At 40.6% G+C, this 13450-nt stretch carries 8 protein-coding genes; 2 read left to right on the forward strand and 6 right to left on the reverse strand.

Annotation, left to right across the window (positions count from 1 at the left end; translation table 11 throughout):
- Positions 1 to 23: 23 nt before the first annotated feature.
- Complete coding sequence (locus ACWPKD_RS00595) at positions 24 to 2864, reverse strand: aminopeptidase (RefSeq protein ID WP_455410734.1); 2841 nt, start codon at positions 2862 to 2864, stop codon at positions 24 to 26.
- Positions 2865 to 3044: 180 nt separating this feature from the next.
- Here ACWPKD_RS00595 and ACWPKD_RS00600 point away from each other — a divergent pair, with 180 nt between their 5' ends.
- The gene (locus ACWPKD_RS00600) at positions 3045 to 5045 is read left to right on the forward strand and encodes an endonuclease (RefSeq protein ID WP_455410735.1); all 2001 of its coding nucleotides are present in this window, start codon (positions 3045 to 3047) and stop codon (positions 5043 to 5045) included.
- 51 nt (positions 5046 to 5096) lie between these two features.
- Here ACWPKD_RS00600 and ACWPKD_RS00605 read toward each other — a convergent pair whose 3' ends face one another.
- The 5 genes from ACWPKD_RS00605 to ACWPKD_RS00625 form a co-directional block, all read right to left on the reverse strand.
- Entirely contained in the window at positions 5097 to 5819 is a 723-nt protein-coding gene (locus ACWPKD_RS00605) for an LOG family protein (protein ID WP_455410736.1), read from the reverse strand.
- Between the two features lie 31 nt (positions 5820 to 5850).
- A complete protein-coding gene (gene uvrA, locus ACWPKD_RS00610) occupies positions 5851 to 8682 on the reverse strand; it encodes an excinuclease ABC subunit UvrA (protein WP_455410737.1) in 2832 nt (943 codons plus the stop codon).
- Between the two features lie 85 nt (positions 8683 to 8767).
- Positions 8768 to 10588 carry a chloride channel protein gene (locus ACWPKD_RS00615; RefSeq protein ID WP_455410738.1) on the reverse strand — a complete coding sequence of 607 codons (1821 nt, stop codon included), beginning with the start codon at positions 10586 to 10588 and terminating at the stop codon, positions 8768 to 8770.
- Positions 10589 to 10652: 64 nt separating this feature from the next.
- Entirely contained in the window at positions 10653 to 11318 is a 666-nt protein-coding gene (locus ACWPKD_RS00620; RefSeq protein WP_455410739.1) for a DNA alkylation repair protein, read from the reverse strand.
- The gene (locus tag ACWPKD_RS00625; protein ID WP_455410740.1) at positions 11318 to 11902 is read right to left on the reverse strand and encodes an acyl carrier protein phosphodiesterase; all 585 of its coding nucleotides are present in this window, start codon (positions 11900 to 11902) and stop codon (positions 11318 to 11320) included. The genes ACWPKD_RS00620 and ACWPKD_RS00625 overlap by 1 nt, the downstream gene beginning before the upstream one ends.
- A 125-nt stretch (positions 11903 to 12027) precedes the next feature.
- Here ACWPKD_RS00625 and glmM point away from each other — a divergent pair, with 125 nt between their 5' ends.
- Positions 12028 to 13446 (forward strand): phosphoglucosamine mutase, encoded by a 1419-nt coding sequence (gene glmM, locus ACWPKD_RS00630; RefSeq protein ID WP_455410741.1) that lies wholly within the window; start codon positions 12028 to 12030, stop codon positions 13444 to 13446.
- The last annotated feature ends 4 nt before the right edge of the window (positions 13447 to 13450 follow it).

Consider the following 13450-nt stretch of genomic DNA (forward strand, 5'->3'; position numbering starts at 1 on the left):
ATTTCAAGTTTTACAAAAAAAGATTAAAACCATTTTCTGGTGAAAAGCGATATAAGTGTTTTCGGACTCAAAGTAATCACGAATCTGATTTTTTGCTGATAATTGTCCTGCGCAATTTCCCATCCGTTTTTGGAATATACCGGGAAGTATAATTCGAAATAATCCGGTACCAGATTGAAACGGATTCCGCTGTCGTATACAAACTCCGGTGCAGTATATTTGCTTTTAATTATACCGGTGTCGCCATATACTTCTATCCAGCTCCAAATATTAAAACTTGCATTTATGGTAGATATCCATTGGTTAGCGTACCGGTTGCCGAGTTTTGATTTAAAACCACCTTCAGCCAAAATGAACTGTTGGCTCAATAAACCGGTTGTTTCGGTACGGCCTAAAAATTCATAATCAAACATATAATCGGTTGGGCGGTCTAATCCAAAACTGAAAAAATCAGAGGTGGTGCTTCTGTATAGAAAGAAACCGCTGTAAAAACGAAGGTTTACCTGTCTGTTGTCGTTAAACAAGCGGCGGTACTGTAATTCTCCGGACATTTTCCCGAAGCTGTTGGCCAATTGCAAATCAGAATAATAGTTGAAATGTTTGGTTAGCTGGGATCTGTTTTTTCCATAACGAAGATTAAAAACAGAATAATTTTCCTCGGCGATGGAATACACTTCGGATTGATCTCTGTTTACCGTTGTATGTCGGAGTAATACATACTCATTGTTGTTGCTTCTCAGGTTGTTCTCACGGAAACGGAAAATTACCGAAGGTGTCAGTTTTGTATACCGGGCATCGGGAGCATAATGAAATGTCGAACCCTGTAAAACGTAGCGTATCTGAAACAATTCGTCTTCATCGCGATAATATTTGTTGGAAGTAAGGGAAAAGTTCCCGATCAGTGTTTGGGTCTTTGAAGAATAGGTTGGGGTAACGTCGAAAATAAACGGTTTTTCCAGAAAGGATTTGTTGTTAAAGCGGATTCCTGTTGATAAACCATCATAATAGTTGTAGGTGAATTCCGGTAAGAAGAAAACCTGGTTCATCTCCGAATCTTCGAGGTCTTTAAAAAATGTCAGTTTGAACGGGCGGTTATTCCCAAAGAAAGTTTTTAAAGATTTCCAGTTGTTTCGGGTATTGAATTCCGGTATTTCCTTGTTGTAATTCAGGACTAGTTTTTCAGCTTCGCCTTTTGGAATACTGATTATGGTGTCGTTTTTAATGTTCTCAACCCATTGTTTAAAAACCACATTGTCCTTTTTTACTCCGTAAAGTGAAACCGGTACATTCGTCTTGGTTTTGTTTTTAATAGTAACTTTAAGCGAATCCTGGTCTTTTTTGACTTTGGTGATTTTGAAATCGATTAAGTCGTTTGTTTCCACTACCGTTCTGAAAAACCAATCGATGTCTTTCCCGGACTTGTTTTTCAGGATAGCTTCATAATCTTTTTCATCCGTTTGACGGGAATTGTTGAGTACTGCAAAATCTTTAATCGATTCTGAGACAATGTTTTTTTCAAGATAATTGTCCAGATAGTTTAAACTGAGCCCGGCTCTGTATTTTCCTGAAATCTGTTCGTTGAAGCGGATAAAGGTGTTTTTGTCGTCGCCAATGGGCTGATCCAGATTCTTTCGTGCCATCAGCAGGTATATATAAGTGTACTGATCGTTAAAATCGGCCCTGAAAATATTGTAGCCTTTCAGCAGCCAGAAATCGGAAAGGTTCCCCATCATTTTCATATCCGGGTAATTGTCCTTAATGTATTTCATGATCAGGTAGGACTGAAAGCCGTCATAAATCCAGGTGTCTTTTCTGGGATTCATGTTTAAGGCTGTTTTCAGGTATTTGTCGGTATAAATTTTCAGGAACTTAATTTCATACAGAAAACTGTCCGGAAAAGGGCTGATAAAAGCCGGCAGTTGGTTCAGGCCGTAGAATGGATTTCGGTCATAATCGGTTTGTGAAATGACGATTTTCTCAAATTTCGGTTGGCCTACTTCTGTTGCAATATAACTTGTTACCTTGTCGATAACCAATGCTTTCTGGATTTCGTTTAAACGGCGGTCTCTTAAATTGGTTACGACTTCACCGGTTTCGTTTTTATAGTTGTGAAAAGTTGGTTTCGTTTCAATCTGAAGGCTGAAATCAAGACGCTCTTTTCCGTTTAGAAAATACGTGGTTTGGTCTTCGGCTGTCGTTTTCTGTACCACATTCAAATCCGTAAAAAGATGGAATTTTCTATCCAGTTGGAACACAATCTGATATTCTGTGAGCGAATTGGCAACGTCGTCAAGGTTTTCGTTGCTGTATTTGATAAACCCGTCGGCTTCCAGCCGTGCAATGCTCAGGAACCAATTCTTAAGGACAAAACCTTCATCGTTGGTAAAACCGAAACGCGTAAACCGGTCGTTGGGGATCTTCACCGTATATTTAATACTGAAAGTTGCAGATTCTCCCGGATTAACAGGGTTCTGGAGTGTTATTTCAACTAAATCAGGATGGTTTTCAGGTCTTGAAAATTGCAGCGGCACATTGTTTTGGCCATTCACCGCATGGAGGGTTGTGTTACCGCGATCGCTCTCCTTCGCTAAAAGAAAACTGCGGACAAATTCATCTGAAAAACGTTTTCCCAAAGGTGTATTGTTGTTGGAATAGGAATTGGTCCAGTCGTTAAGGATGATACTGCCGAGCGTTGTATTGGAAGTGTTGTATAAAACCACCTGTTGTTCAATGTGTATCAGTTTGTTTGCCGCATCTAACTGTGCCTTGATTTCGGATTTATGCTGTGCGTTTGAAAAAACGGTTATCAGATTGATAAATAGTAGTATGAGAAATTTATTTTGAAAAGGAATCTTCGGTTGCATGTAAGTAATAAAATCAACTTTTGTAAATATACTATTAAATTAAAATTATCGGTGTTTTTGACGATGATTTTAAACTGGGGAGTTTTTCTTACGAAAAGGGTTAAATGTGTAAAAATATACAGTTGTATAGTGAAAATGAAGAAGTTACTGTGTAACTTAGCTTCCCCAATTTTAAAAAAAATGATAAAAAAACTACTAATAGTATTACTGGCATTAGTGTCAAATGTTACCTTTTCTCAAGTCGTAATCAGCGAAATTGATGCCGATACCCCCGGAGCTGATGTTTTAGAATTCATTGAATTAAAATCGTCTTCGCCTAATTTTGCTTTAGACGGCTATGTTTTGGTATTTTTCAATGCAGGATCAAATCCATATTCCGGAACAACAAGTTATTATGCAATCGATTTAGATACGTATTCTACGGATATAAACGGTAATTTTCTCATTGGAAATTCCGGTGTTTCTCCCTCGCCAAGAATAGTCATTCCAAACAATACCATTCAGAATGGTCCGGATGGCGTGGCCTTATATCTGGCAAACGGTACCGATTTTCCACTGGGAACTGTTGCTACAAATACAAATTTGGTAAATGCAGTTGCTTATTCGAATAGTGGTGCAACACAGCCTTCTGCTTTAATGGGCATTTGGGGTTTATCCACCTGTGTAAACGAAGGGCAAAATAGTGCGGGAGCTACACAATCGATGCAATTGCTTGGTGGAAGTTTCGTAGTGACAACGCCAAATCCAGGGGTAAACAACGACGGTTCCGGTATCCCGATAAATTATGTAACGGTTTCTTTTACACAACCCTCTTATAATGAAGGTGATAGTTTTAATATTACTTTTACTACAAGTCAACCGGTTCAGAATGAGACTTTAATAATGAATTTTACCCTTAATAATGGTGCTTTCAGCATGTCTGACTTTTCGGGTGGATTAACCGTTTCCATTCCGGTTGGGCAAACGACTACACAAACCGGAATCATACTTACCAACGATGCGATTGATGAAGGCGATGAGGAAATGCTCTTCCGATTCCAACCTTTGCCAACAGGTTATGTCGCTAATAATGATAATATAGTTGTCCGCATTTATGATAATGATTTTCAGGTAAGTCCTTGGGGAACACCTTTAAGCCCAACGCATGGAATAGTTTCAAGTACGGCTCCGGCAGGATATTACAGTTCTCTGGAAGGATTGAGCGGTGCCGCTTTAAAGCAAGCCGTTCAGGATATCATTGCCAATCCGAGTGTGGTGCGTCTGCACAGTTATGCCGATATTTGGGAAATCTTACGTACAGCAGATCAAAACCCATTGAATTCCAATCAGGTGTGGTGTATGTATATCGAACAACCTATGGCCAAAATCGATCAGCAGCAGGGGAGTAGTATTGTCGGAAAATGGAACCGCGAGCACATCTTTTGCCAGTCACGAGGCGGTTTTGAAGTAGCTTTAGGGGATTCCGCAGATGGTATCAACGTTTGGACAACCACAAGTGCATCAAGTACCGTAGACGGTGTGTCCGACGCGCATCATATCCGTGCGGAAAACGGTCAGGAAAATTCATCCCGAAACAATAAAAATTATGGCCCGGTAGCTACCTCTACGGTCTATGCCGGTCCGGTGGGAACACAAGGTTCCTGGCGGGGTGATGTGGCAAGAGCATTGTTTTACATGGCGGTTCGCTTTAACGGACTGAATGTGGTTAATGGTGATCCGTCAGAATATCTGGTAGACGGTGTAACGCCTTCAGGAAATATTGGTGATTTAGCTACTTTGTTAACCTGGAACACTTCCGATCCGCGTGATGATTTTGAAATGAACCGTAACAATTATATCTATACCTGGCAGATGAACCGCAACCCGTTCATTGACCACCCGACTTTGGCAAATTATATTTTCGGAGCGAATTTCGGTCAGCCCTGGTCCGCTACTTTAAGTTCAGGTGAATTTACAGATTTAAAAATGGCGATGTATCCGAATCCGGCATCTAACAGTGTTACAATTTCCGGTGTTCAGAATGAAGGTGTTGCGGAGTTTTACAGCCTTACAGGACAGAAAGTAAAAACAGCTGTTTTCAGCGGAACAACAACTTTACAACTTGATTTACAGTCCGGTTTGTATATGGTGAAAATTACTTCCGATAACAAATCGACTACAAGAAGATTAATCGTAAAATAATAAGTTATATAAAAAAAGCTTCCACAACTATGGAAGCTTTTTTGTTTGTTCTTAGAAGTTAGGACTAAGATTGTATTTTTTGTAGAAATTATCAAGTACTTCCAGTACTTCGTCTTCTGTATCTACTATCTTTATTAAGTTTAAATCTTCAGGACTTGCGTTTTTCTCCTGGTCGATCATTACGGTTTTTACCCAATCTAATAAGCCGCTCCAGAATTCTCTTCCCACAAGGATAATCGGGAATTTACCAATTTTTTTAGTTTGGATTAAGGTAACCGCTTCGAATAACTCATCCAACGTTCCGAAACCACCGGGCATTACCACAAATCCCTGGGAATATTTTACGAACATTACTTTGCGGACAAAGAAATAATCAAAATTCAGGTTTTTGTCCTTGTCGATATACGGATTGTAGTGTTGTTCAAAAGGCAATTCAATGTTCAAACCTACAGAGGTTCCGTTACCTAAATGAGCTCCTTTGTTACCGGCTTCCATGATTCCGGGACCACCGCCTGTAATTACACCATATCCGGCCTTACTGATTTTAAAAGCAATCTTTTCAGCCAGTATATAATATTTATTATCCGGTTTTGTTCTCGCAGATCCGAAAATCGTTACACAAGGTCCGATTCTTCCCATTGTTTCATATCCGTTCACGAATTCGGACATAATTTTAAAAATCGCCCAGGAGTCGTTAGCACGTATTTCGTTCCAGGTTTTCTGTTTGAATTTATCCTGAATTCTTAAATCATCATTTTCAAATTCTTCTTTCATTCTTTCGTTTCGTTAAAAATTAAATAGCCTGCTAATGTAATTCTTTTTTCAAAAACTGCGCAGTGTAGCTTTTCTTATTTTTAATGATTTCTTCCGGAGTTCCTTTGGCTATAAGTTCTCCGCCACCTTTTCCGCCTTCGTAACCAATATCAATAATATAATCAGCCAATTTGATTACGTCCATATTGTGTTCGATGATCAGAACCGTATTGCCTTTATCTACTAATTTGTGGATAACGTCCATCAGCACGCGAATGTCTTCAAAATGCAGTCCGGTTGTTGGTTCGTCTAAAATGTAGAACGTGTTTCCGGTATCTTTTTTGGACAATTCCGTAGCCAGTTTGATGCGTTGTGCTTCACCGCCGGAAAGTGTCGTACTCTGCTGTCCCATAGTGATATAACCCAAACCTACATCCTGAATCGTTTTTACTTTTCTGTAGATTTTCGGAATGTTTTCAAAGAAATCCACAGCTTCATCCACGGTCATTTCCAAAACATCTGAAATCGATTTTCCTTTGTAACGGATTTCCAGCGTTTCTCTGTTGAATCGCTTGCCCTGACAGGTTTCACATTCCACGTAAACATCCGGCAGGAAGCTCATTTCGATAGTCCTCACTCCCGAACCTTCACAGGTTTCACAACGTCCGCCTGAAACATTAAAACTGAAACGTCCCGGTTTGTACCCGCGGATTTGCGCTTCAGGTGTTTGGGTAAACAAGGTTCGGATTTCCGAAAACACATCGGTATACGTCGCCGGATTCGAGCGCGGTGTACGTCCGATGGGGCTTTGGTCGATATCGATTACTTTATCAATATGTTCTAAACCTTCAATTTTTTTATAAGGTTGTGGTTTTTTAACGGCATTGAAGAAATGCGTATTCAGAATAGGATAAAGCGTTTCATTAATCAATGTTGATTTTCCACTTCCTGAAACTCCGGTTACGCAAATCAGTTTTCCAAGCGGGAATTCTACGGATACATTTTTAAGGTTATTTCCGGTGGCTCCCGATAGTTTTACAACATTACCATTGCCTTCGCGACGTTTTTTCGGAACCGCGATTTCCATTTTACCGTTCAGGTATTGAGCGGTAATCGTATTTTCTTTCAGCAATTCTTTCGGTGTTCCTTTGCTGATGATTTCACCTCCGAAACGACCAGCTTTCGGCCCGATGTCAATCACGTAATCGGCCCTTTCGATCATGTCTTTGTCGTGTTCTACAACGATTACCGAGTTCCCGATATCTCGTAACTGCTCCAAAGAATGAATCAGTTTTTCATTGTCGCGCTGGTGCAACCCGATACTTGGTTCGTCAAGAATATAAAGCACCCCAACCAATTGCGAACCGATTTGTGTTGCCAGACGAATACGCTGTGCCTCACCACCTGAAAGTGATTTTGAACTTCGGTGTAAAGCCAGATAATTCAATCCGACATCGACTAAAAAGCTTAATCGCGCTTTGATTTCCTTAACGACTTCAACAGCGATAACCTTTTGTTTTTCAGTTAAATGATTGTCCAGATTGTTGAACCATTCGCACAATTCATCAATATCCATTGCGGATAAATCACCTATATTTTTCTCGTTGATTTTAAAGTATAACGATTCTTTTTTCAGACGTGTTCCGTGACATTCCGAACATTCGATTTCGTCCATGAATTCTTTCGCCCAGCGTTTGATGGAAGCCGATCCGCTTTCTTCGTATTGGTTTTTGATGAAATTGGAAATCCCTTCAAAATCGATTTTATAATCTTTGGTGATGCCCATTACTTTGGAAACCACTGAGAATTTTTCGTTACCGCCGTTCAAAATCATCTCCATGGCTTCGGCCGGAAGGCTTTCAATGGAATCTGTCAGTTTGAAACCGAATTTTTCCCCGATAATCTCCAACTGTTTGAAAATCCAGGAGCTTTTCTGTTCGCCAAGCGGTGCAAATCCGCCTTGTTTGATGGAAAGTTTAGGGTTTGGTATGATTTTGTTCAGGTTGATTTCATTCACCGTTCCCAATCCGTTACAGTGTTCACAGGCGCCTTTCGGAGAGTTGAACGAGAAGTTGTTGGGTTCAGGATTTGGATAGGAAATCCCGGTGGTAGGACACATCAGGTTTCTACTGAAATAGCGAACTTCTTTGCTTTCCTGTTCGATAATCATCATGATGCCATCGCCGTGGTACATCGCTACTTTGATGCTTTCGGTTAAGCGTTTGTCTAAATCTTCGGTTTTCTCCACCGCCATTCGGTCGATTACGGTTTCAATGTCGTGGGTTTTATAACGATCCACTTTCATGCCGTATTCCAAATCACGGATTTCGCCATCCACACGGACTTTTACGAAGCCCTGTTTGGAAATCTGTTCGAACAATTCGCGGTAATGTCCTTTACGTGAACGGATTATCGGAGCTAAAATGTTGATGCGTTTACCGTTGAAATGCTCGAAAATCAATTCCTTAATCTGCTCATCGGAATAGGAAACCATTTTTTCGCCAGTGTTGTAACTGTAAGCTTCTCCAGCTCTGGCAAACAATAAACGTAGGAAATCGTAAATTTCGGTAATGGTCCCAACCGTAGAACGCGGGCTTTTACTGGTTGTTTTCTGTTCGATGGCAATTACCGGGGAAAGTCCGTCGATTTTATCCACATCGGGACGTTCCAATCCGCCTAAAAACTGACGGGCATAAGCCGAAAAGGTTTCAATGTAACGACGCTGTCCTTCGGCATAAATGGTGTCAAAAGCCAACGATGATTTTCCGGAGCCGGAAAGCCCCGTAATCACCACAAGTTTTTCCCTTGGAATGACGACGTCTATATTTTTAAGATTATGGGCGCGGGCGCCTAAAACTTCAATAGTTTCTTCAGAATGCAACATAAATTAGCTGTGTAGTTGTGCAAAACGCAAAGGTACTGTTTTGTGGCTAATTTTCAGTAGTCGTTTAGTAAAGAAAATTTTGTTTTTACTCGATACGTAACGATTTCAGTTTTTCGCGATACGAGGTAAGGATATCGGCTTTCTCGATGTACCCCAGGCATTTGTGGTCTTTCAGGACGAATAGGATTTCATAACCGGTGGTTTCAAACTTTTCCATCACCGTTTCCATGATTTCATCGTAGCAGATAGTGGTTTTCGGTTGTTCGATAACATCTTTTAAGGGAGTGTATTTCGTCTGAAACGCATTGAAGATGATGGGACGGATCGTATCAAAATTCACAATGCCTTCAAATTCACCTTTTTCATTGGTTACCGGGAAAATAGTTTGCTTGGTTTGCGATAAAATGATGGTAACATCTTCCAGTTTTGCAGTGTTGGCAATGGAAGTGAAATCTGTTTTGATGTGTTTGGACAACTCAATGGCAGAAAGGATGTTGCGGTCTTTGTCGCTGGTAAAAACGGTTCCGGTATCGGCTAAATTTTTGATGTCCATGGAATGACCTTCCATGTTTTTGGAGATGATGAAACTGATGGACGATACGATCATCAACGGCACAAACAAACCATAACCTCCCGTGATTTCCGCAATAAGGAAGATGGCCGTCAAAGGCGCATGGAACAACCCGCTCAGCAATCCTGCCATTCCCACCACGGAAAAATTACTGATGGGTAAATCTTTATCAATTCCGGTCAGCAGGAAAAATTTGGAAACAAAATAGCCTAAATAAGAACCTACGAAAAGGGAAGGAGCGAAGTTACCGCCATTTCCGCCACTGCCTAACGTTAAACCTGTAGCAACGGATTTTATCAGCATTGTGGCACCAATAAAGGCCAGTAAAATCCATTCGTTGGCTTTAAATTTTTCTAAAAAGGTATTTTCCAGCAAGATGCCCGGATTTGGAGAAGACAAGGCTTTAATGCTCTCATATCCTTCACCAAACAAGGTCGGGAAAAAGAAAATCAGGACGGCCAGCATTCCGGCACCGACCAACGCTTTTTTATAGGTAGAGGATTTGAACCGGCTGAAAAAATGTTCCACTCTTCTGAAATTTCGGGCATGATAAACAGAAACCAATCCTGCCAGAATCCCCAGTATAATGTAATATGGAATGTTGTGATAATCAAAAGTCAACTGGTTTCGGAAGGTCAGTAAAATATCTTCTTTTAAAACTATTGTTGAAATTAAAGCACCCGTGGCTGCCGAAATCATAATCGGGATGAAAGCTGTAACGCTCATGTCGGCCAGGATTACTTCGATAGCAAATAAAACCCCTGCAATAGGTGCGTTAAAAGCTGCTGCAATACCGGCGGCAACACCACAGGCGAGTAGAAGCGTCCGGTCTTTATAATTCAGGCGGTATTTTTGGGCGTAATTGGAACCGAAAGCTGCTCCGGTAATCGTAATCGGGGACTCCAAACCTGCTGATCCACCCATGCCAACCGTTAAGGAACTTGTGATAATCTGGGCGTACATCTGCTTTCTGGGCATGATACCCGATTTGTTTGCCACCGCAATCATGATTTGCGAAGTACCTTTTTCAATGCTGCCGTCAAGGAATTTTTTAACTACCCAGGCCGTCAGCAAAATACCGATAACCGGAAGTAAACTGTTGGAATAAGGCAAGTGGAAAATCCGGTCGATGTAATTGGCAAAACGGAACACCCAGTGGGCAAATGTTTTTAAGACAATTACCGCCAAAGCCGATGAAATCCCTACCAAAACACAGGAAACGTACAAAAACTGACGGTTGCTTAAAACTGATTTCAGTAAAAAGATAAAAGCTTCAAAACGCTTTAACTGTCTGCGTATGAATGGGGTAAACCAGGAAGCTTTTTGATTGGACATGTTTTGATTGGTGAATGAAAAAGCTAAAATACGCCATTTTTGCCAAATGTTCCTTCAATGGAAATCATAAATTTCGGAGCGCTTCTCTTTTGCTCAGCGGTTTTAAATCGGTTTTGTTTACAAATTCGGTTACGCCTTTCGGGTTGAAACGGCTGTAATCCCGAAGCGCCCAGCCAATGGCTTTCTGGATAAAAAACTCTTTGGAATCTTTGTGTTTGTCACATATGGAAAACAATAATTCGGCATCGGTTTTGGCTTTGTAATCCAACTGAAACAAAATTGCGGAACGGTTCAGCCACATGTTGTCTGAATTTGAGAATCGGTTAACAACATTTAGAATTTCTTCCGGAAACTGAGTAAGATAATTGCCTAAAAGATACTTGGCTATCGTGTCCACACTGTCCCACCAGGAATGGGTGATAATCAGTTTTTCAATGCGTTGGATGTCTTCCTTTTGATATTTGTTTTTCAGTTCTTTCATCAGGATCTCGATCGCACAATAGTGATACTCACGTTCTTTCTTCTGATACAATTTCAAAGCAATTTCACGGGCATTTTGTTTGATTTCTTCTTTATGAAGGCTCCAGATTTCTTTGAATATTGTTCGTCTCGGTGTGGTTTTAATGCCTAAAAAAGTAAAATTGTTTTTCATGTAAGCTTCCATAGGTCCGGCCATTTCGGCAGAAGCATTCTTCTGGAAAGCTTTTTCAAGTTCGGTAATGAAAGTCATTATAAAATGGCAAGTTTTTGTTGGGAATGTTGGCGTAAGTCTTCAAAGAAAGTGGTGAATTCCTGTTCGAATTCGGTATAGTATTCTTTAAGTTCTTTTATGGCGTTCTGCATGTTGGAACGGTTTTTTGTACGGTGGTCCATCTGGAATAAAATCATCCCAATACCTTCAACAGTGGCATAGCTGGCCAGCCAATTTCGGCCGATCATCGAAGGCATCATGTTTTGTGTTTTTGTGTTGAGCCAATCGTAATTCACTCTTAAAGCATTGTAAAATCGTTCGGCATAATCCTCCAGTTTTTCATTGGAGTAATTTGCCCAGTTCTTGGCCAGAAAATGATCGTAAAAAATATCCATTACAACACCCGAATAATGTCCATACTTTTCATGCAATCTATGTTTACTTTGTCTGAAAATCGGATGCGCATCGGTAAACGTATCAATAGCTCTGTGGAGTAAAACGCCTTTCTGTACATCGATAGGAAAATGCTCATAGTCATGCCCGCGAATGCCATCCGCCATAAAATTCCCGATTTTGATCAAATCGTTTTCCCCGGAAAGATATATGTGTGCGAGAAAGTTCATCGGACTAATTTAATAATTTTAAATGATGAATTTTAAATTTTAAATGATTTTCTCGAAACCACAATTCGTTATATTTGTCACTCGTTTATAATTTAACATTTAAAATTTAGAATAATACTCATCATATGACTTTAATAAAATCCATTTCAGGAATCCGCGGAACCATTGGAGGGAAAGTAGGTGATAATTTAACTCCGGTTGATGCCGTGAAATTCGCTTCAGCTTACGGAACTTTCTTAAAACAAAACATAAATAAAGAAACCCGAGGCGGAGCCGAACTGAGCGAAGCTAAATTAACGGTTGTAATTGGTCGTGATGCCCGTATTTCAGGGCCGATGATTCACAATTTGGTGGTCAATACTTTAATCGGTTTAGGGATTGATGTAATCGATTTGGGATTATCAACCACACCAACGGTTGAAGTGGCCGTTCCTTTGGAAAAAGCCGATGGAGGAATCATTTTAACCGCATCGCACAATCCGAAACAATGGAATGCCTTGAAATTGCTGAATGCTAAGGGAGAATTCTTAAGCGGAGCTGATGGTGCCAAAATCCTTGAAATTGCAGAAGCGGAAGCTTTCGATTTTTCAGATGTGGACAGTCTGGGTACGATTACTGAAAATGACGCCTACATGGATATTCACATCGATGAGGTTTTGAATTTGCCTTTGGTGGATGCAGAAGCGGTTGCTAAAAGAAAGTTCAAAGTAGTTGTAGACGGTGTGAACTCTTCAGGAGGAATCATCATTCCGAAGTTGTTGGAACAAATGGGAGTGGAAGTGGTTGAGCTTTATTGCGAACCGAACGGACATTTTCCACACAATCCTGAGCCGTTAAAAGAACATTTGGGAGATATCTGTAAACTGGTAGTGGAAGAAAAAGCCGATTTTGGAATCGTAGTGGATCCGGACGTAGACCGTTTGGCATTCATTTCCAACGATGGTGAAATGTTCGGGGAAGAATATACTTTGGTAGCCGTTGCCGATTATGTATTGAGTAAAACACCCGGAAATACAGTGTCTAACATGTCGTCGTCCAGAGCATTAAGAGATATTACCGAAAAACACAACGGAAGCTATCAGGCAAGTGCCGTGGGTGAAGTAAACGTTGTAGAACTGATGAAAGCGTCCAACGCGATTATCGGTGGGGAAGGAAACGGAGGAATCATCTATCCGGAAATTCACTACGGGCGTGACGCTTTAGTAGGAGTGGCTTTGTTTTTAACGCATTTGGCCAATCAAACCCAAACGGTTGCCGAAATGAGAGCGGCTTATCCGCAATATTTCATGAGTAAAAACAAAATTGAACTGACCCCGCAAATCGATGTGGATAATGTAATGAAGACAATTGCTGAAAAATACGCTTCAGAGAATATTTCTACAATAGACGGAGTGAAAATCGATTTCCCGAACGAATGGGTTCATTTAAGAAAATCGAACACCGAACCAATCATCCGAATTTACACGGAAGCACCAACGCAAAACGCCGCCGATGTTTTGGCAGAACGTTTTGTAAGTGAACTGAAGCAGATTGCGGGAATTTAGTGGT

It is taken from the genome of Flavobacterium pedocola (assembly GCF_053764385.1).

Bases quoted from the DNA above. Each gene is read 5' to 3' on its own strand.
- ACWPKD_RS00595 (WP_455410734.1), bottom strand. From the start codon at position 2,864: ATGCAACCGAAGATTCCTTTTCAAAATAAATTTCTCATACTACTATTT.
- ACWPKD_RS00600 (WP_455410735.1), top strand. From the start codon at position 3,045: ATGATAAAAAAACTACTAATAGTATTACTGGCATTAGTGTCAAATGTT.
- ACWPKD_RS00605 (WP_455410736.1), bottom strand. From the start codon at position 5,819: ATGAAAGAAGAATTTGAAAATGATGATTTAAGAATTCAGGATAAATTC.
- uvrA (WP_455410737.1), bottom strand. From the start codon at position 8,682: ATGTTGCATTCTGAAGAAACTATTGAAGTTTTAGGCGCCCGCGCCCAT.
- ACWPKD_RS00615 (WP_455410738.1), bottom strand. From the start codon at position 10,588: ATGTCCAATCAAAAAGCTTCCTGGTTTACCCCATTCATACGCAGACAG.
- ACWPKD_RS00620 (WP_455410739.1), bottom strand. From the start codon at position 11,318: ATGACTTTCATTACCGAACTTGAAAAAGCTTTCCAGAAGAATGCTTCT.
- ACWPKD_RS00625 (WP_455410740.1), bottom strand. From the start codon at position 11,902: ATGAACTTTCTCGCACACATATATCTTTCCGGGGAAAACGATTTGATC.
- glmM (WP_455410741.1), top strand. From the start codon at position 12,028: ATGACTTTAATAAAATCCATTTCAGGAATCCGCGGAACCATTGGAGGG.